This is a genomic window from Amycolatopsis sp. NPDC102389 (assembly GCF_044765885.1).
Lineage (GTDB): Bacteria > Actinomycetota > Actinomycetes > Mycobacteriales > Pseudonocardiaceae > Amycolatopsis.
Genome location: NZ_JBIWKX010000050.1, coordinates 16,493 through 35,634 on the forward strand (window position 1 = coordinate 16,493; position 19,142 = coordinate 35,634).

The 19,142-nt window shown below is 67.9% G+C and carries 15 protein-coding genes; 4 read left to right on the top strand and 11 right to left on the bottom strand.

Annotated elements, in window-relative coordinates:
- Window positions 1-320: 320 nt before the first annotated feature.
- Both ACIRGA_RS31575 and ACIRGA_RS31580 read right to left on the bottom strand, forming a co-directional pair.
- The gene (locus tag ACIRGA_RS31575; protein ID WP_400947865.1) at window positions 321-3,593 is read right to left on the bottom strand and encodes a glycosyltransferase; all 3,273 of its coding nucleotides are present in this window, start codon (window positions 3,591-3,593) and stop codon (window positions 321-323) included.
- 132 nt (window positions 3,594-3,725) lie between these two features.
- The gene (locus tag ACIRGA_RS31580) at window positions 3,726-4,109 is read right to left on the bottom strand and encodes a WhiB family transcriptional regulator (RefSeq protein WP_007028952.1); all 384 of its coding nucleotides are present in this window, start codon (window positions 4,107-4,109) and stop codon (window positions 3,726-3,728) included.
- Window positions 4,110-4,280: 171 nt separating this feature from the next.
- On the opposite strand from ACIRGA_RS31580, the gene ACIRGA_RS31585 reads away from it, so the two are divergent.
- Window positions 4,281-5,042 (top strand): site-2 protease family protein, encoded by a 762-nt coding sequence (locus ACIRGA_RS31585; protein ID WP_400947949.1) that lies wholly within the window; start codon window positions 4,281-4,283, stop codon window positions 5,040-5,042.
- On the opposite strand, the gene ACIRGA_RS31590 is transcribed toward ACIRGA_RS31585, so the two are convergent.
- Genes ACIRGA_RS31590 through mshB form a run of 3 tightly spaced genes read right to left on the bottom strand, consistent with a single transcriptional unit; the run spans window position 5,026 to window position 7,080 of the window.
- Window positions 5,026-5,832 (bottom strand): hypothetical protein, encoded by an 807-nt coding sequence (locus ACIRGA_RS31590; protein ID WP_400947867.1) that lies wholly within the window; start codon window positions 5,830-5,832, stop codon window positions 5,026-5,028. The genes ACIRGA_RS31585 and ACIRGA_RS31590 overlap by 17 nt on opposite strands.
- Window positions 5,825-6,241, bottom strand: a complete 417-nt coding sequence (locus ACIRGA_RS31595) for a hypothetical protein (RefSeq protein ID WP_400947870.1) — start codon at window positions 6,239-6,241, stop codon at window positions 5,825-5,827. Before ACIRGA_RS31595 ends, ACIRGA_RS31590 begins: the two co-directional genes overlap by 8 nt.
- On the bottom strand, window positions 6,238-7,080 hold the full coding sequence (gene mshB / locus ACIRGA_RS31600; RefSeq protein WP_400947873.1) for an N-acetyl-1-D-myo-inositol-2-amino-2-deoxy-alpha-D-glucopyranoside deacetylase: 843 nt from the start codon (window positions 7,078-7,080) through the stop codon (window positions 6,238-6,240). Before mshB ends, ACIRGA_RS31595 begins: the two co-directional genes overlap by 4 nt.
- 157 nt (window positions 7,081-7,237) lie before the next feature.
- On the opposite strand from mshB, the gene ACIRGA_RS31605 reads away from it, so the two are divergent.
- Window positions 7,238-9,019 (top strand): ABC transporter ATP-binding protein, encoded by a 1,782-nt coding sequence (locus tag ACIRGA_RS31605; protein WP_400947876.1) that lies wholly within the window; start codon window positions 7,238-7,240, stop codon window positions 9,017-9,019.
- Between the two features lie 494 nt (window positions 9,020-9,513).
- Here ACIRGA_RS31605 and ACIRGA_RS31610 read toward each other — a convergent pair whose 3' ends face one another.
- The 5 genes from ACIRGA_RS31610 to typA all read right to left on the bottom strand — a co-directional run bounded on the left by ACIRGA_RS31610 (window position 9,514) and on the right by typA (window position 18,218).
- Window positions 9,514-10,437 carry an ABC transporter permease gene (locus ACIRGA_RS31610; protein WP_400947951.1) on the bottom strand — a complete coding sequence of 308 codons (924 nt, stop codon included), beginning with the start codon at window positions 10,435-10,437 and terminating at the stop codon, window positions 9,514-9,516.
- 1 nt (window position 10,438) lies between these two features.
- Window positions 10,439-11,455: an ABC transporter permease gene (locus ACIRGA_RS31615; protein WP_400947954.1), complete on the bottom strand. Its 1,017-nt coding sequence runs from the start codon at window positions 11,453-11,455 to the stop codon at window positions 10,439-10,441.
- Window positions 11,456-11,638: 183 nt separating this feature from the next.
- Complete coding sequence (locus ACIRGA_RS31620) at window positions 11,639-13,444, bottom strand: ABC transporter family substrate-binding protein (protein ID WP_400947879.1); 1,806 nt, start codon at window positions 13,442-13,444, stop codon at window positions 11,639-11,641.
- A 287-nt stretch (window positions 13,445-13,731) separates the two neighbouring features.
- Window positions 13,732-15,441, bottom strand: a complete 1,710-nt coding sequence (locus ACIRGA_RS31625) for an ABC transporter family substrate-binding protein (RefSeq protein ID WP_400947957.1) — start codon at window positions 15,439-15,441, stop codon at window positions 13,732-13,734.
- An 854-nt stretch (window positions 15,442-16,295) separates the two neighbouring features.
- The gene (typA, locus tag ACIRGA_RS31630) at window positions 16,296-18,218 is read right to left on the bottom strand and encodes a translational GTPase TypA (RefSeq protein ID WP_400947881.1); all 1,923 of its coding nucleotides are present in this window, start codon (window positions 18,216-18,218) and stop codon (window positions 16,296-16,298) included.
- A 195-nt stretch (window positions 18,219-18,413) separates the two neighbouring features.
- Here typA and ACIRGA_RS31635 point away from each other — a divergent pair, with 195 nt between their 5' ends.
- The gene (locus ACIRGA_RS31635; protein WP_400947884.1) at window positions 18,414-18,572 is read left to right on the top strand and encodes a hypothetical protein; all 159 of its coding nucleotides are present in this window, start codon (window positions 18,414-18,416) and stop codon (window positions 18,570-18,572) included.
- 7 nt (window positions 18,573-18,579) lie between these two features.
- On the opposite strand, the gene ACIRGA_RS31640 is transcribed toward ACIRGA_RS31635, so the two are convergent.
- Entirely contained in the window at window positions 18,580-18,879 is a 300-nt protein-coding gene (locus ACIRGA_RS31640) for a YciI family protein (protein ID WP_400947886.1), read from the bottom strand.
- A gap of 126 nt (window positions 18,880-19,005) precedes the next feature.
- Between ACIRGA_RS31640 and ACIRGA_RS31645 the strand changes: the two genes are divergently transcribed.
- Window positions 19,006-19,134 (top strand): hypothetical protein, encoded by a 129-nt coding sequence (locus ACIRGA_RS31645; protein ID WP_400947889.1) that lies wholly within the window; start codon window positions 19,006-19,008, stop codon window positions 19,132-19,134.
- Window positions 19,135-19,142: the final 8 nt, after the last annotated feature.

The window sequence follows — 19,142 nt, forward strand, 5'->3', positions numbered from 1 at the left end:
CCCCCGCCCTCACCAGCCCAGCCCCCGCCCTTCCCCGGGGGGCGTCCCCAGCCCAGCGTATCGCAGAGCACCGACGGGACCTGCGAAAACGGCACTGGAGGGCGAAGTTGTCCACAAGGGGAAGGGACTGTGGACAACTCAAGGGCGCAGGAGGCTCGGAGGGTCCCGGAGGCGGGATGTGGGATGTCCCCAATGTGGCATTGGGGACGCTGAGTGTCCCCAATGCCACATTGGGGGCATCGGAACCAGCCAAGCGGCGAAGCGGCCAAGCGCAGCGAGAGGCGCGAAAGGTGCCCTTCAGGACAGCGAGCCGAAAGCGCTCAAGAAGTCGAGCGTCGCCTCCGCGTGGGAACAGCGGTCAACAGCGTGAACAGCACCGCGGCCACCTGCGCCAGCAGCAGCAAGTTCCGCGTCGTCCCCTGGTGCTCCACCACGACCTCCGAAGGCGTGGGCGGCACCGAAACCGCCACCTGATGCCCCCAAGCCCGCACGATCGGCACGGCTTTGCCGTCCACGCTCGCCTGCCAGCCCGCCTCGAACTCCGCGGCCAGCACGAGCAGCCGCCCGGTCGGCCCCTCCGAGACGCGCACCCGCACGTCCGGCAGCCCGGCCTGCACCGGCGCCACCCCGGGCGACGCTCCCGGCGCGCCCTTCCCGGTCACGGCGGCCTGCGCCAGTTCCGGCGAAATCAACGCCACCTGCCCACCGGCGGGCAGCAGGCGCAGCACCGGACGGCCGTCGGAGGTCGGCGCCGCCGGAGCGACCAGGTCGCGCGCGAGTTCGACGAAGGCACCGCCGTCGGCACCATTCGGCAGCACCACGTACGAGACCCCCGAGGCCAAAGCCGCCGCGAAGGCCTGCTTCACCGCGTCCGGTGAGCCTTGCAGGAGGTCCCGGCGCCACGAAGCCAGCCGATCGGCGCTGCCCGGCGTCGGCGCGAATTCGTCGTCGCCGAAACTCGGCAAGCGCCCACCGGTCTGCCGGGCGAGGTCACCGATCACCAGCACCGAACGTCCGCTCGTAGCCAGTTCCGCGGAGATCTCCGGCGCTAGTGAAGGACGCTCCCCTGCCCGCAAGGGCCCTTCGCGTCCGGCGACGACCGCACCGGTCGCCAGCGCCAGCAGCACGAGCACCCCGGCCACCGCCGTGACCTTCGCCAGCCACGGCGCGGGGTCGGCACCGGACCCGCCCCTCTGCCAGGTCGCCAGCACCGTCCACACCAGTCCCGCGCCGATCACCAGCAGCGGCACCCCGGCGTACCCGGTCGCGTGCGCGCCGCCCGACATCGGCGTCACCGCCACGAACCGCACCGCCACGAGCCCGAGCACACCCAGTACGACGACCGCGATCCCGCCGCCCGCGCCCTTCGACGGCCGGACCACCAGCGCGACGATCGCGGCCGCGACCAGCGCCACCCCGATCGGCCACGCTCCGGGTCCGCCAGGGTCCAGCCCGGCGAGGTCGGCACCGGACGCGGCCGTGGCGCCACCACCGAGCCCGTGCAACAGCAGTTCCGGATGCCTCAGCAGCACACTCGGCCACGGCAGCAACAACGCCAGCGGCAGGAAGACCACGATGCCGACCGACGCGATCCGTCGCGCGAGCCCGGTAGGCGAAGGCAGCACCACGAACCCGATCACCAGCCCGACCAACGCCAGCGCGTGCGCCAGCGGGGAGAAGGCGCCGATCAGCGCCAGCCCGATCGCGCTCAGCGCGGAAACGTGCAGCCAGCGCGAGTCCGCGCGGACCAGCAGCCCCACGATGCCCGCGATCACCAACGGCAGCAGCAGATGCACGACGACGACGTCGAGCCGTCCCTGCGCGACCGAAGCCGTGGCCGCGGGGAGCACGCCGTACGCCGCCGCCCCGACGGCACGCACCCAGCGGCGCACGCGAAGGTGCCGAGTGGCCACGTACGCGCTCAGGGCGGCGAGCGGGATGTCGCCGATCAGCAGGATCGCGACCAGTGCCGCGGGACCGCCGATGGGCGTGAAGAGCGCGCCGATCGTGCCCAGCACCGGAAGCGTCGCGGGTGCGGGACTCGCCGTGCCGCCCGCGATCGCGTGCCACGGCGCGAGATACGACGACCAGATCTCGCCGAGCCCGCCGACCGGCAGCAGTTTCCCGCCGAAGAGGTCGAGCCCGAGCCGGGATCCGTTGACCACGAACGCGAGCGCCGTCAGCACGACGAGCATGAGGACCGGCGGCGCGAACACGGTCGCGCCGAGCACCCGCTTCCGGTCGACCTCCACAAAGACGAGTTCCGGTTCCGGCCGCGGTCCGCCGTCCCGCGGCACCGGCGACGGTTTCGGCCCCGCCGTCGCGGGTTTTTCGGGAACCGCGACCGCGACGACCGCGCTGGGCCGCCGCAGGCCCGTCCCCCGCGAGCCGACGCCGCGCATCGCCCCCGCGGGCAGCGCGCCGGGACCGACCGGACGATCTTGCCCGGCCTTCAACGCCTCCGGCGGGATCCAGGCCCCTTCCTGATCCACGCCCTCCGGCACCGTCCCGAGGGCGAAATCCCGTTCCACGCCACGCCGTACGAGGCCGACGACGCCCGCGCGCACCGCGTTGCGGAACCGTGTCGCCCGTCCGGTGAACAGGCCGCGGACCGCACCCGGCCGGTCGGTCTTCCGGCGTTCGGCGCGAGCCGCGCGCAGTCCACCGCGACCGCGCAGAAGGTGCCACGTGGCCGCGAGTTCCGCGCTCGCCTCGCCGGTGCGCCGCAGCAGCAGGAACGCGAGCGCTCGCAGCACGGCGAAGACCGGAATTCGAAAAAGGCCGAACCAAAAGGACAGTGGCGAGCAATTGACGAGGAAGACCCGGAGCCCGTGCGCGCGGTTCGCCGTCGCGAGGGAAAGGCCGAGGGCGTCCGGTTCGCGCTGTCCGGTGCTGAGCGCGCGGGCGTGCCGCAGCCGGGCCGCCGGCACCGAAAGCACGCGGCCGCCCGCGGCGTTGGCCCGCCAGCCGAAGTCGAGATCCTCGCGCAGCAAGGGAAAGCCGGGGTCGTAGCCACCGAGTTCGTGCCAGACTTCCCGGCGCACCAGCGATCCCGCGCTCGGCACGGCGAGTACGGCGGTGTCGGTCTCGTCCGGCGAGATCTGCTGCCGATGGCCGATGGCGTCGGTCGACAACCCGGCTTCGACGATCAGGCGCGGGTCGCTCCAGTCGACCGCCAGCGGGCCGAGCACCGTCGCCTCGGGCTCGTTTTCGGCCGCTGCCAACAGGTTTTCGAGACAGGCGGGTTCCGGCGCGCAGTCGTCGTGCAGCAGCCAGAGCCAGCCGCCGGGATCACCCCAGCGTTCGACGGCGTGCTCGACGGCCTCGCCGACCGCGGCACCGAAGCCGATATCACCGGAAAGTGTGAGAATTCCATCCAAGACCGGCGCATCGCCGTCGGCCGCCGCGTCGGCGAGGATCTTCGCCGTCCGATCGGTGGATCCGGTGTCGACCGCGAGCACGTGCCGCGGCCGGACACCGCTGCGCCGCAGCGCGGAAAGCGCCAGTGGCAACCAGTTCTCGCCGTTGTGACAGACCACAATGGCCAGAACGGGGACCGTGCGCGGCACAGGTGACGCGGCAGTGCGAGACAACGGGCACTCCAGATGTGGCGGCGAAGTCGAGTGCCGCCACCCTACGACGCGACCCTGTCACCCGTTGGTGGCCCCACTATGTGGAAGCGGGCGGAAGCGATCTCCGGCGCACGAGGCCTCCGGAGATCGCCGTCACACAGCTCGCTTTTTCAGTTTCCTACGCTCACGTTCGGAGAGCCCGCCCCAAATACCGAACCGCTCGTCATGCGCGAGGGCGTACTCGAGGCACTCGTCCTTGACCTCGCAACCGAGGCAGATCCGCTTGGCTTCGCGGGTGGAGCCGCCCTTCTCGGGGAAGAACGCCTCCGGGTCCGTCTGCGCGCAGAGGGCCCGTTCCTGCCAGTCCTGCTCTTCCGCGGAGGCATCGTCGAAAAGCTCGGTGAGATCGCCCAGTTGCTGCTCCGGGACCTCACCCCAACCCACGACTTGCCCCCATTCCCTTCCATCTGCTTCCAACCGCACGTCCGCCTCCTCGCTGTCCACGCACTCCCCAGGCTGGCGGTGTTGAAACACCATCCGCCGCCCCCTTCCAGCGACGAATGACATCACTGTGATTACACCCGTGTAGTGCGGTCAGGTCAAGCGGAGTAGCGAGTTCGGGGGATACTCAGGCCTCATCGCGCAAGGGGACACGCCGACAACTTCACATCGGGCATACGGAAGACTGGAGGGGTGCAGAGATCAGCAGTGCGGCCAAGCCCGATCTTCCTCGGCATCCTCGCGGTCACCGTCCTGGGCGGTGTGCTGGCGGCTTTCGGTGACACGACGACGATTTCCACCCAGAAGTACGACCCGCTCATCATCACCGGCGTCGTCCTGCTCGTCGCGGGCGGCTGGGTCGCGTCACTGACGCTCCACGAGTTCGGCCACGCGGTCGTGGCGTTCCGCGGTGGCGACCACAGCGTCGCCCACAAGGGTTACCTGTCCATGGACGTCCGGAAATACACGGATCCGGCACTGTCCATCATCCTGCCGTTGGTGTTCCTCTTCATCGGCGGCATCCCGCTGCCGGGCGGCGCGGTCTGGATCGAACACGGACGCCTGCGCTCACGCGCGGTCCAGTCGTGGGTTTCGCTCGCCGGGCCGCTGAGCAACCTCGGCGTCGGTGTCCTGCTGACCCTCGTCGTCGCGCTGGTGCCGATGGCGAGCGGACTCGTGATCGGGCTTTCGTTCCTGGCGCTGCTTCAGATCGTCACGTTCATCCTGAACATCCTGCCGATCCCCGGCCTCGACGGCTGGGGCGCGATCGAGCCCTATCTCTCACCCGGCGCGCGGGAATTCGGCGCGAAGGCCCGGCCGTGGGCGCCGATCGCGTTGTTCGCCGTGCTGTTCCTCGTACCCGGGGCCAGCTCGTTGCTGTGGCAAGTGTCCTTCGCGATCTTCGACACCGTCGGAGGGTTCAAGCTCGCGGCCATGTACGGCCAGGACGCGTTCATGTTCTGGAAGTGAGCTCGCCGTCGGGGTGTTCGGTGAACCACTCGTGCGCCCGCTTCCAGACGCGTTTGAGGCCGGACCGCTCGCCGAGATAGTCGCCCGCCATGCCGACCACCGGCAACTTCCCGAGCGCACGGTGGAAAAGGCGGCCGCGGGGCCGCTTCTCCAGTTCGTCGACGATGCCCAGCAGTCCCCGGCCGAGCCGCCACAGTGTGCCCGCGGCGGCCTTGAGGGTGATCTTGCCGTGCTTCTTCTTCGCGTCGTCGAGCTCTTCGGTGAGCTTCGCCGCTTCGTCGTCTTCGGCGGCCTTGTCGTGTTCATCGTGTTTGCCCGCCGCGATCACCGGATCGATGTCGCGTTCGAAAAGGACCCACGCGATCAGCCGGACGCGGGCGCCGACGTCGGTCACGCCGTACTCCCCCGCGATCGCGCACAGCAACACCCCTTGCGCCGCCGAGCCGAGCGCGTCCTGCACGGGCAACCGGTCGGCGAGCGCGCCGCCGAGCCCGGGGATCGCGGTGATCAGCGCGGTGAACCGGCCGACCCGGTTCACCCACCAGTCGGTCCGCTGGTAGTTCGACATCTCGGCCCATGCCGCGGTGCCGGGCACCTTGACCGAGGTGATCCCGTTGAGCAGCTTGTCCTTCAGGCCGGGTTCGACGCCGTCGAGGTCCTCGTGCTTGCGCCCCCTGGCTTGCAGCCCGAACGGATCCGCGTCCCGCAGCGCGTCGACCATCGGCCCGCAGGCGCGGACGAACGGCCGCAGCACCGCCACCACCTGACGGTCCGAAATCGCTTCACCCACCGCTGACTCCCTTCGCGGCCTTCGCCGCACTGCCCAGGCCGCCGCCCAGCGCCAACGCTCCCGGAAGGGCTCCGCCGCCGATCAGCAGCAGTGCCCGCCAGTCCTGTATCAGCACCAGATCACCACCGGGGCCCGCCATGCCCATCCCGAGTACGACGAGTACCCAGACGAGCAGCGGAATCACCGAAAAGGTGGGCCGGACCACTTTGGCGGTCGTCCGCACGAGCAGCGGGGTCGTGATCACCGCGAGCACCACGGTCAGCGGGATGGGCGCGTCCCCGAGCTTCGGCAGCACGATGCCGTCGAGGCGGAGCGGCAGGAAGAACAGTTCGAGCAGTCCGAGCAGGAACGCGTCGAAGGTCAGCAAGGCGAGCAGCAGACGTTGCCGCGAGGTGAGCGGCTCGTTCACCTCGCGAGCCCCCCGAACAGATCGGCCGCGGCGCCCTCGGCCGGCCCGTGGGCGAGCACGAAGTACTCGTTCGGGGTGATCGGCTGCGCGATGTCGTTGCTCAGCGCGAAGTGGTCCGCGAGATGCGGCGGCGCCGGAACGCTGACCTGAGTCTCGTGCGCCCGGAGCGCGGCTGCCTTCGCCGGGATGTGCGCGCTGACGTCGACGACGGTCGTGATGCTCTCGTCCGGCGTCGCCGGCAGTTCGCCGTCTTCGGGAACCCGGAACGACGAGCGCCCGCGAAGCGCGGCGAGCCCCGCCGCGACGGCGTCTCGGGAAGAAACGGTGTGGAACACGCGCTCGACCGACGCGGCCTTCGGTGCCGCGGCCATGGTGACCTCGTGCGCGCGGATGTGATCGGGGTGCCCGTAACCCCCGAAGGCGTCATAGGTGACGACGACCTGGGGCCGGACCTCGTCGAGGATCTCGGCGAGCTGAGCCGCCTGCTCGCCGAGGTCGCCGCCGGAGAACGCGCGCGGATGGGCCGCGGACGGCGTCCCCGCCATCCCCGAGTCACGCCAGCGGCCGATGCCGCCGAGATACCGATGCCGGGCGACGCCCAGCGCCGCGCAGGCCGACGCCAGCTCGCCCGCGCGGTAGCCGCCGAGCTGGTCGGAAGCCCACGAACCGAGCCCGTCGAGGGAGGGCGGGATGATCTCGCCTTCCTCACCGAGAGTGCACGTGACGACGGTCACCTCGGCGCCTTCGGCCGCGTAACGCGCGATGGTGCCACCGGTGGTGATGCTTTCGTCGTCCGGATGGGCGTGCACCAGGAGCAATTTGGGCCGGTCGGAGATCACGGCTTGAAGACTAATTCGAACACGGCGCGCTTTCCTTTATAGGGTGTCGGGAACGGAAGTCCTGAGCACCGACCTTAGTCGGGCGACTCTCGGTTATCCTCGCGCGAGTCACGGGCTTTGCGCCGTGACCATATGTACCCCCACGAAGGGCATCTTGGTGAGCACTGAAGCAGCATCGTCGGACCTCGGCGGCGTGTCGGGTTCGGTTCTGTCCATCTCCGACCTGAGCGTCTCGTTCCCGACCGACGACGGCGTGGTCGACGCCGTCAAGGGCATCGGATTCGACGTCAAGCCTGGTGAGATCGTCGCGGTGGTCGGCGAGTCCGGTTCCGGCAAGTCGGTGACCTCGATGTCGGTGCTCGGGCTGCTCCCGAAGACGAGCCGGATCGCGGGCGAGCTCCGCCTCGGCGAGCGCAACCTGGCCGACCTCAAGGAGAAGGACCTCCAGAAGATCCGCGGCAACCAGGTCGCGATGATCTTCCAGGAGCCGATGACCGCGCTGAACCCGGTCTACACCGTCGGCTGGCAGCTGCGCGAAGCCCTCCGCTCGCACCAGGACATCTCGAAGGAAGCCGCCGACAAGCGCGCCATCGAGCTGCTGGAGATGGTCGGCATCCCGAACCCGCCGCTGCGCTTCAAGCAGTACCCGCACCAGCTGTCCGGCGGTCTGCGCCAGCGCGTCGTCATCGCGATGGCGATCTCGTGCGACCCGAAGGTCATCATCGCCGACGAGCCGACCACGGCGCTCGACGTCACCGTGCAGGCGGAGATCCTCGGCCTGCTGCGCAAGCTGCGCGACACCCTCAACACCGCCATCGTGCTGATCACGCACGACATGGGCGTCGTCGCCGACCTCGCCGACCGCGTGGTCGTGATGTACCAGGGCAACATCGTCGAGCAGGCGCCGGTGCGCGACCTGTTCGCGTCGCCGTCGCAGGAGTACACCCGCAAGCTGCTCGCCGCGGTGCCCGTGCTGGGCCAGCGCCCCGAGGGCCGCCGCCTGCTCGACGACTCAGGCATCGACGCCGACAGCGACGAGGCCTCGAAGATCGCCGAGGAGATCCGGCTCGAGGACTCCGAGCTCGCCGCGGTGATCGAGGAAGACGCGCCGGCGCTCGAGATCAAGAACCTCGTGCTGGAGTACCCGGGCCGCCGTGGCCAGGCGAAGAACCGCGCCGTCGACGACGTTTCGCTGAGCATCGCCAAGGGCGAGATCGTCGGCCTGGTCGGCGAATCCGGCTCCGGCAAGTCGACGGTCGGCCGCTGCGCGATCCGCCTGCTGACCCCGACCGCGGGCACCGTGTCGATCGCCGGCAAGGACATCACGAACATGTCGAACAAGGAGCTGCGCCCGCTGCGCCGCTACTTCTCGATCGTGTTCCAGGACCCGGCGTCCACTCTGGACCCGAAGATGACCATCGGCGAATCGATCGCCGAGCCGATGGTGCTGCACAAGTTCCTGCAGGGCAAGGCGCTGAACGAGCGCGTGGCGTCCCTTTTGGACAAGGTCGAGCTCGGCGGCCACTACCGCAACCGGTACCCGCACGAGCTGTCCGGCGGCCAGCGCCAGCGCGTCGCCATCGCGCGGGCGCTCTCGCTCGACCCGGCGCTGCTGATCGCGGACGAGCCGACCTCGGCGCTCGACGTGTCGGTGCAGGCCCGCGTGCTGGACCTGTTCCTGGACCTGCAGCGCTCGCTGCAGTTCGCCTGCCTGTTCATCAGCCACGACCTCGCCGTCGTCGACCTGCTGGCCGACCGCGTCGCGGTGATGCAGTACGGCAAGCTGGTCGAGGTCGGCACGCGTGACCAGGTGCTGCACTCGCCGCGCGAGGACTACACCCGTCGTCTGCTGTCGGCCGCCCCGGTGGCGGACCCGGTGCTGCAGGCCGAGCGGCGCGCGGCCTGGGAGGCGGGCAAGCTGGCCCCGGTGGCCGACTGACCCTGAGAGCCACGCGAAGGCCCCCTTCACCGCGTCCAACGCGGTGAAGGGGGCCTTCGCATATCTTGACGTCACTCGCGTGTCTGAAGCCGTAACTCGCGTGTCTGAAGCCGTAACTCGCGTGTCTGGACCCGTAACTCGCGTGATCAGAGCCGTAACTCGCGTGTCTCTGGGCGAATGAGCGAGTTCCGCCTTCAATCACGTGAGTTACGTCTTCAATCACGTGAGTTCCGGCTCTCGGTCCGTGAAGGCCTCCTTCCCTACCCTCAAAGTAGGGAAGGAGGCCTTCACGTACGCGGGGTGAGGCGTCGCCGACAGCACCCCAGCGGTCTCTGGGAAGGGCGCGTCAGCGCCCGACCGGAGACTTCACCCCGCGCGCCCTCTTTGGGGCCGGAGGCCCACGGAAACGCGATGAAGGGGCGCCTCCCCGCCCAACCTGAGGTTGAAGCGGGTCGGCGCCCCTTCGGCGCGTTTGCGTCAGCGCGCGGAGAAGATCACGCCTTCATCTTGCGTTGCCGCGGGTCGAAAGCGTCCCGCAGGCCGTCACCGATGAAGTTGATCGTCAGCGAGATCAGCACCAGCACGATGAACGGGCCGAAGAACAGCGCCGGCCGGTTCTGCAGCTGCGCGTAGTTCTCGAGGATGACGCGGCCGAGCGAGGTGTCCGGCAGCTGCACCCCCAGCCCGATGAAGGACAGCGCCGCCTCGATCAGCACGGCCTGCGCGATCGCGAGGGTCGCGTTGACCGTGATGAGGCCGACCATGTTCGGCACCAGGTGCTTGAACACGATGTGGAACGTCCCGGCACCGGACGCGCGGGCGGCGTCCACGAATTCGCGCTGGGACAGCGACATCGACTCCGCCCTGGCGATACGGGCGATCGGCATCCAGCCGAAGGCGGCCAGCACCATCGCGACGATGTACCAGCTACCACCGCCGAACACCTTCGCCAGGATGGCGGCCGCGGCGATCTGCGGGACGATCAGGAACAGGTCCGTCACGCGCGAGATGGCCGAGTCGGTGAAGCCGCGCAGATATCCGGCCATGGCCCCGAAGACGGTGCCGATGGTGGTCGCGACGATCGACACGATCAGCGCGATCAGCAGCGAGTACTGGGTGCCGCGCAGGATCTGCGACACCATTTCCTTGCCGACCTGCGTGGTGCCGAGCGGGTAGTCCCCGCTGGGCTTCGCAAAGGACGGGAAAGAGCTGTCCTCGTAGCTGTACGGCCAGAAGATCGGCATGATGATGACGGTCAGCACGAGGATCAGGAGGATCCCGGTGCAGACCATGGCCAGCTTGTGCCGCAGGAACTTGCGCAGGACCAGCTTGCCCTGGCTCCGGGGTTCGGGCAGTGCCTCTTCCGGGAGCGTGCCATCGGCGGATTTGGCGTCTTCCGCCGCGATAAGGGAGTTCAAGTCAGCCAACGCGAATCCTCGGGTCCAGGATGCCGTACATCAGGTCGGCGATCAGGTTGGCGACGATGATGCTGCTGGCGATGAGCACCAGCCATCCCATCATCACCTGCGTATCGCTCTTGGTCACGGCTTCGACGAGCAGCTTGCCCATGCCATTCCAGTTGAACACCGTCTCGGTGATGATCGCGCCCGAGAGCACGGCACCGAAGTTGACGGAGAACAGCGTGGTCACCGGGATGAGCGCGTTCCGGAAGGCGTGGCGGAAGATGACCCGGCCGTTGGCGAGCCCCTTCGCACGCGCGGTCCGCACGTAGTCCGCGTTCAGCGTCTCCAGCATCGAAGCGCGCTGGAACCGGCTGTACGCGGCGAAGCTGATCGCCATGATGGACAGCGTCGGCAGCAGATAGGCGCCGACATAACTGGCCAGGAAACCGCCTGGACCGTCGAAATTCAGTGATTCCGGGCTCGTGGTGCGGATCCACGGGTTACCGAGCACATCGGACAGTCCCAGATCCCGGACCCAGCCGTTGAACTGGATCGCGTAGCCCTTCAGCACGATGGCGACACAGAAGATCGGCATCGAGAACAGCAGGAAGGCCAGCGTGGTGGCGATGTAGTCGATGATCGAGTACTGCTTGACCGCCGCGATCACACCGACGAGAACGCCGAGGATGAGCGCGAGGATCTCGGCTCCGACCACGAGCTTCAAGGTGACCTCGAACGCGGCCATGACCTTCGGGAACACCGGGGCCTGCGCGTTGCCCTGCGCGATGGACACGCCCCAGTCGCCGGTGACGAAGTTGCCGAGCCAAGTGAAGTACCGGGGCACGATGCTCTGGTCCAGCCCGAGCTGCGAGGCCATCTGCGCGATGGCTTCCTTGCTCATCGCCGGGTTGCTCTTCATCTCGGCGAGCGGGTCACCGGTGCCGGCGACCATCACGAAACACAGGAAAGTCCCGACCAACAGGACGGGAATCGATATCGCCAGACGGCGAAGAATGTAGATCACCAGGTTCAACGAACTGCTCCTCATCCGGGCCTGGTCGCCGAAGTGCTGGACCGCTGCCCGGTTGTCCACCGTAGTGGCGGTAACCCTACGGTCAACAGCTACTTCCGGCGGGTACGGGGGCCCGGCTTGTGGCCGGGCCCCCGTACCACCAGGATCGCGTAAGCGAGTGGTGAAAAAGCGGGGCGGAAGGCCCTACTTCTTCTGCTCCCACTCACCGACGTTCCACAGGACACCGTTGTACGACTGCATGTAAGTGCGGTCGATGCCCTTGAACGCCCACATGGACGGGGTCTGGAACAGCGGCAGCGTCGCGTACTCGTCCGCGATCGCCTGGTCGGCCTTCTGGTAGCTCTCCAGCTGCACCTTCTCGTCGGTCGCCTTCACGGCCGCCTCGAAGGCCTCGTCGATCGTCTTGTTGGACAGGCCCTGGTAGTTCTGGCTGCTGTCGTCGACACGGGTGATGTAGATCGACTTCTGCTCGGCCTTGAACGGAGCGGCGGACCAGCCGAAGAGCGCGGCGTCGTAGTCGCTGGCCGCGAGACGGCCACCCTTCAGGAAGTTGGCGTCCTGGTCGTCCGTGATCTCGATACCGGCGGCCTTGGCCTGCGAGATGATGATCTCGACGGTCTGCTGACGGCGGGCGTTCTGGTTGTGCGAGATCTTGAACGACGCGCGCTGGCCGCCCTTGGCGAAGATACCGTCGCCACCCTTGACCCAGCCGGCGTCGGTCAGCGTCTTGGCCGCGGCCTCGGCGCCCAGACCGGCCTTGCTGCTGTACAGGTCCTTGAAGCCCTGCTCGCCCGGCATGAACACGATGCTGTTCAGCGGGGTCGCGTCGGCCTGGACCTCCTTCAGCAGCTTGTCGGTGATCTCCTGGCGGTTGACGACCTCGAAGAACGCCTTGCGCAGGTCCTTGTCCTTGAACATGCGCTTGTAGTTCATGTCGATGTGCTCGAAGGTCAGCTGCGAGGCCGAACCGTAGGTGACACCCTGGGCGGAAAGGCCCTTCATGGTGTTGGCCGCGGTGGCGTCGGGCTGGGTCGAAGCGGCGATGTCGATCTCACCGTTCTGCAGCGCGGTCGCCATGGCCTTGGTGTCCTCCATCGCCTTCACGACGATCTTGGAGGGGCCACCCTTGCCACCGATCCAGTTCGGGTTCTTCTCGAGCGTGACGGCCTTCTGGTTGGCGTCGAACGCGGTGATCTTGTACGGGCCCGAAGCCGGCATGACGTCGGCCTTGAAGCCCTTGAAGCCGTTCGTCCAGAAGTCACCGGCCTTGGTCAGCTGGGCGACGTCGCCGGTCGGGGTCAGCTTGGTGATGTCGGCGACGCCCGAGTTCTTCTCGACGATGTGCGCGGGCATGATCGCGGTCGAGTTGAACAGACCCTTGTAGTCCAGGTACGGCTCGGTGTACTTGGTCTCGAAGGTCAGGTCGTCCTTACAGGTCGCCTCGTTGATCAGCTGGTAGCCGGTCGTCGAAGCGGCGAGGAAGGCCTGCTTGCCGTCGGCGGTCTTGGCGGCACCGGAGTGCGCCAGCCACGCGAGGTACATGTCGTCGCAGTCGAACGCCTCGTTGTCCGACCACTTGACGTTCGGCTTGATCTTGTAGACGACGGTCTGCGGCGACTTGGAGGTGACCTCCCAGGAGTCGAACACGTCGTTGTTCAGCAGCACCTTGTTGTTGCCGTCGAGCACATCGGCGCCGGCGAGCACGGCGGTCAGGATGTAGGTGTTGTACGACGTGTTGGTGTCAGGCGTGTCGTTGTTGTAACCCGAGTACCCGTCGTCGATGCCCACCGTGACGGTGCCTTCGTACCCCGGGGTGTCCGCGAGCTTGAAGTTTTCGCCGTTCTGCGCCTTACCGACCGCCATGCTCTTGATGTCGGTCGACGACCCGTTCTGGTCGGTACTGCCGCTGTCGCCACCGCTGCATGCGCTCAGCACAAGCGCGGAGGCCGCGACCAGCGACCAGGCGGAGACTGCCTTGGACTTCCTCATGAAGTGTGCCCTCCTAGCACTGGGCTCCTGAGATCGGAACAGGACCCCACACCGCTCCGGTGAGATGGCCCGGAGCCTATGACACGCCAAGCGACACTCATTTGGCGCACTGCGGGTGCACGCTAGAAAGGAAATGCACGAACAGTCACCAGTTCCGGGGCGATCGTGACCAAAGGGTAACTTGCGGCTGACATCGAGAAATACACTGGTTACCTTGAGGAATCAGTCCGCCACTCGAACGTGCCGGGAAAGGTCACCCTCCAGGGGCGGACTCGGACTCGAAACGGCTACTTCGGACCCCGCGTCCAGTTCACCGCCGACCCGAAAGGGCCCACCATAGGAGGACCAGCGGTTACTCCGGAAATACCAGAGCCGATGGCGAGGGTATCGGCCAGCTGGAACAACGGAATGGCAACATTCCGGCGCCACAATTCCGGTTCCAGGGCCGAAAGCGCCTCGGCGGCCGGGGTGGCGCCGGTCAGCGCGGCGTCGATCGACGGCTGCAGGGCCGGATCGCAGAAGCCCAGCGGGTTGCCGGGGACGACGGCCTTGGTCTTGTCGGTGAGCTGATCGGGACGGCAGCCGAAGGCGGACGCCAGCGCCGAAGCGACGTCCGCACCCCCGGTGACCTGGCCGATCACCGCGATGTCGATGCCGACGTTGCCCGCGCCCTCCGGGGTCGTCTGCTGGATCCCGTTGAGCACCGGCATGGCCAGCAGGGTCGAGAACAGCTCCCTCGGCTGCGGCGCGATCGCGTTGACCTCGATCCCCGCGGCCACCAGTTGCGCCGTCAGCTCCTTGGCGATCGTCGCGTACGGCTCCTGCTTGGCGGGCGACGCGACGACCAGCGAAAGGTTCTTCCCGTTCTTCCGCCAGGTTCCGGCTTCCTTGGTGTACCCGGCGGTCTTGAGCAGTTCCTCGCCCTTGACCGGGTCGGCCGCCGACGGCGGGCCCGGGGCCGGGATCGTCGACTGGAAGCCGGGGGCCGAGGGGACGCGGACCTGGGCGTCGGCGCGGAGCTTGTCCGACGGTCCGCCCTCCGCCGCTTCGGTGATCAGCTTGCCGCGGTCGATCAGCGCGGTGACGCCTTCGCGCACCTTGGCGTCCGACAGCGTCGAACTCACCGGCCGCAGCAGGATCTGCGCGACCGTGGGACGCGCGACCGTGTGCAGCTGGACGGCGGAGCCGAGCTCACCGAGCCGTTTGAGGCCGGTGCCGTCTGTCCTGGTCATCGCGAACTGGTCGTTGCCGCTGCGCAGGGCGGCCAGTGTGCCGTCCTGATCGGCCGCACGGAGCACGATCCGGTCGAGGGCGGAGGGTTTCTCCCAATAGCGCTCGTTGCGCTCCAGGGTGACCTCTCCGCGCGCGGTGTCGAGCCCCTTGATGGAGTACGGGCCGCCGACGGCCGGGAACGTCGTCGCCAGCGCGCCCTGCCACCCGTTCGGGGCGTCCTTGAGCAGATGCGCGGGCAGGAGGTTGTCGAAGAGCGTCTGCCAGCCCGGGTACGGCTTGGAGAAGGTGACCTCGACCCGCTTGCCGCCTTCGCGCGACTGGATGTCCGAGATCAGCCGGTAGCCGGCGGCGCCGATGACGCCCGGCTGGTCGCGCATCGCCTCGCGGAGGTACGCGAAGTCCTCGGCGGCGATCGGCGCGCTGTCGGACCAGGAGGCGTCCGGGCGGATCGTGTACGCGACCGTGAACGGCTGCTGCGAGACGACCTCGGCGGACTTCATCAGGTTCTTGTCCAGTTCGAAGCTGCCGTCGTCCTTGGGGCGGAACACCGAGGGAAGCAGCAGCTGCGAGAGCGCCGACGTCACCTGGGACGCGTCGGCGAGGTTGTGGGGGTTGTAGCCGCCGAGCACGTCGTCGACACCCACGACGACCTGCGAAGGCGTCTTCGTGGTCGACGTGCTCACCGGAGAGGCTGAAGAGCTGACCACGGGCGGGGGCGGGGTGTTGCTGCAGGCGGCGAGGAGCACCGCCGCGCACGCCAGCATGGGTGCCGCTGTGGTCCGTGACCGCACGCCTGGATCCTCCTGGTTTGTCCCTCGCCCCGTCGCCATAGAGCTATCACGCCGGACATGGCCTCGGCAGCGAGATTCCCATATCGGCCCGGCCGTCGCCCGACCGGATGCCGTCCTCCTCCGGTGGACGTCCGGGAGCCCCTCGGGGTTCCTGCCGCGCCGAGGCTTTTCGGCCGCGCCGGATCGCGTTCCTCCGGGAATCGGTTCCGCAAACCCGGAACATTCCGGAACGCCCACCGGAATGTTCGCCACCGCACGATTCACGACCGAAACGATCACGCGCGCGAGTCCTATCCGGACGCATTTAGGTTCTTTTGTTTCGCGACGGTCCGGATCCGTCTTCCCGAACCGGCGCGCGCGGCCGCTCCGGCAGTCGTCCCGCTGCCCCGTTCCGGTGTTGTGAACACCGTCCGAAAAGGGCGATCGACTTTCCCTCGAAATTGTCGGTAAAGGACCTTTCTTTAACGAAGAACGCCCGACCGAATACGGTGCGTGACCGCATTCGGCACCGGAACGCGCGGGCTGAAGGCTCCCTTCACCGCGTCCGATGCGGTAAAAGGAGCCTTCGCCCGGCCGGATCCGGGTCGTGAGTGGCGATTCGGACCCCGGTCCGTGAAGGCCTCCTTGAGGGACTCTGGGTCCCTCAAGGAGGCCTTCACGGACTCGACGATCGCCGGCACTCAGCCGAGGAAACTCGACCTTCACGCCTTCCCAAGTACATGAAGGCCCCCTTCACTGCGCCTGGCGCAAGGAAGGGGGCCTTCATGTACTGCAGGGACGAGCAGCGCGCCGGGGCACCTCTCGTGAGTGCCCCACCTTGGCTCTGCTCAGCCGCGGTTCTTGTTGCGGTTGCGCTCCTTGGCGCGCTGGTTGACGTCCAGCGTGACCTTGCGGATCCGGACGACGTCGGGGGCGACCTCGACGCATTCGTCGACGGAGCAGAACTCCAGCGCCTCCTCCAGGCCCATCTTGCGCGGGCGGGCCAGCGTCTCCATCACGTCGGCGGAGGACTGACGCATGTTGGTCAGCTTCTTCTCCTTGGTGATGTTGATGTCGAGGTCTTCGGCGCGCGGGTTCTCGCCCACGACCATGCCCTCGTACACCTCGGCGCCGGGCTCGACGAAGAAGGTGCCGCGGTCGGCCAGCTGGATCATCGCGTACGCGGTGATCGGGCCGGAACGGTCGGCGACCAAGGAGCCCGAGTGGCGGGTGCGGATCTCGCCCGCCCACGGGAAGTACCCCTCGAACACGTGGTTCGCGATACCGGTGCCGCGGGTCTCGGTGAGGAAGTCGGTGCGGAAGCCGATCAGGCCACGCGCCGGGAGGACGTAGTCGAGCTTGATACGGCCGCTGCCGTGCCCGCCCATGTGCTCCATGCGGCCCTTGCGGGCGGCGAGGAGCTGGGTGATGCCGCCGAGGTGCTCCTCCGGGGCGTCGATCGACAGGCGCTCGAACGGCTCGTGCAGCTTGCCGTCGATCATCTTGGTGACCACCTGCGGCTTGCCGACGGTCAGCTCGAAGCCCTCACGGCGCATCTGCTCGACGAGGATGGCCAGCGCCAGCTCGCCACGGCCCTGGACCTCCCAGGTGTCGGGGCGCTCGGTCGGCAGCACCTTGATGCTGACGTTACCGATCAGCTCCTGGTCCAGCCGGGCCTTCACGAGCCGCGCGGTGACCTTGTCGCCGCCGCTGCGGCCGGCCAGCGGCGAGGTGTTGACGCCGATGGTCATCGAGATGGCGGGCTCGTCGACGGCGATCCGGGGCAGCGCCTCGGGGTTCTCGACGTCGGCCAGCGTGTCGCCGATGGTGATCTCCGGGATGCCGGCGATCGCGACCAGCTCGCCCGCGCTGGCCTCGGTCGCCGGGACGCGGGTGAGCGCCTCGGTGACCAGCAGTTCGGAGATCCGGACGTTCTGGATGGAGCCGTCCTCGCGCATCCAGGCCACGGTCTGGCCCTTGCGGAGGTTGCCGGAGTGGATGCGGATCAGCGCGATCCGGCCGAGGAAGTTCGACGCGTCGAGGTTGGTGACCAGCGCGCGCAGCGGGCCTTCGCGGTCGGCGAAGGGCGGCGGCACGTGGCGCAGCAGGGTCTCGAACAGCGGGTCGAGGTTCTCGCTCTCGGGCACCGCGCCGTCGGCGGGCTGCTCGAGGCTCGCCTTGCCCGCACGGGCGGAGGCGAAGACGACGGGGAGGTCGAGGATCGCGTCGAGGTCGGCGTCCTCGATGTCACCGGCCAGGTCGAGCAGGAGGTCGTGGGTCTCCTCGACGACCTCGGAGATCCGGGCGTCGGGGCGGTCGGTCTTGTTGACGACCAGGATCACCGGCAGGCCGGCTTCGAGGGTCTTGCGGAGGACGAACCGGGTCTGCGGGAGCGGACCCTCGCTGGCGTCGACCAGCAGGACGACGCCGTCGACCATGGCCAGACCGCGCTCGACCTCGCCGCCGAAGTCCGCGTGGCCGGGGGTGTCGATGACGTTGATGGTCACCGGGCCGTTCTCGGTCTCGCGGTGGATGGAGGTGTTCTTCGCGAGGATCGTGATGCCCTTTTCCCGCTCGAGCTCCCCGGAGTCCATCACGCGGTCGACGAGTTCGGCGCGTTCCTCGAAGGCACCGGACTGCCGGAGCATGGCGTCGACGAGGGTCGTCTTGCCGTGGTCGACGTGTGCGACGATGGCGACGTTGCGCAGGTCGGGCCGGGTCTTGCCGGACGAGCGGCCGGCATCGACTGCGGTGGCGCTGGCTGCGGGCACGCGAAGGCTCCAAAGGTTTCAAGTTCGGGTGTGGTGCCCGCGCTCGCGCGTTCGAGACACGCCTGGCCGACTTTGGCCATACGCGGACCACACCAGGATACCGGTAGCCCGACTGTGAGCAGCCCCACGCCCCAAGATCGGTTAGGCTCACCTAACGTGTAGAGGTCGCCGACGCCGGTCGGAGAAGGAGCGCGAGTGGGCAAGAAACTACCCGACGACCCGCACAAGCTCGTGCACAAATGGATGAAGTCCGGCAAGGTCAAGAAGAAATGCTGCCGGTCGAAGTCGCGGTGCGGCAAATGCCCCGTTCTCGCCCTGAAAAAGGCGAAGACGAAGATCGCGAAGGCCGCCTAGCAGATCGTCAGTGCGCCACCGCCTCGTTGATCGCCCGCAGTTCCGGCGCGGTGCGGGTCGGGGAGAACTCGATCACTTCGTAGGTGGCCATGTGCTTGATCGAGAAGGGGTCGGTCGCGAGGATCGCGTCCAGCTTTCCCCTGGCCATGGGCTTGGTGATGATCACGCCGCCGATGCGCGGGTTGCGCCTGCCGGAAGCGAGGAAATTGCCGTGTTCGTACTGTTTGGTCAGCCAGTCGGCGTGATCCGGGAGCACGTAGTCGATTTCTTCGATGGGCGCGGTGTAGGTCAGCAGGACGACAAACATGAGATGAAGGTAGACCCGGATCTCCAATATGACGGACGTACTGCCCCGGCTGATATGAAGTGTTGACGCTCTGTGCCCGGAATGAGTGACTCGCCCTTCTTTTTCACTTCGCGTGTAGTCCTCTGGATGCGGTGGTTCGACCTCGAACCACCGCATCCAGAGGACTACTTGCGCGCGGTGGGTAGGATCGTCGGCATGCGCGCGCAGAACGCTCAGTGGTGGCCGCCCTCCGGCGGCCCCGAAGTCCTGCGCTGAACCAGACG

Coding starts and splice junctions, on each gene's coding strand:
- ACIRGA_RS31580 (WP_007028952.1), bottom strand. CDS start 4,109: ATGGTGTTTCAACACCGCCAGCCTGGGGAGTGCGTGGACAGCGAGGAG.
- ACIRGA_RS31620 (WP_400947879.1), bottom strand. CDS start 13,444: ATGAGGAAGTCCAAGGCAGTCTCCGCCTGGTCGCTGGTCGCGGCCTCC.
- ACIRGA_RS31625 (WP_400947957.1), bottom strand. CDS start 15,441: ATGCTGGCGTGCGCGGCGGTGCTCCTCGCCGCCTGCAGCAACACCCCG.
- ACIRGA_RS31640 (WP_400947886.1), bottom strand. CDS start 18,879: ATGTTTGTCGTCCTGCTGACCTACACCGCGCCCATCGAAGAAATCGAC.
- ACIRGA_RS31645 (WP_400947889.1), top strand. CDS start 19,006: ATGCGGTGGTTCGACCTCGAACCACCGCATCCAGAGGACTACTTGCGC.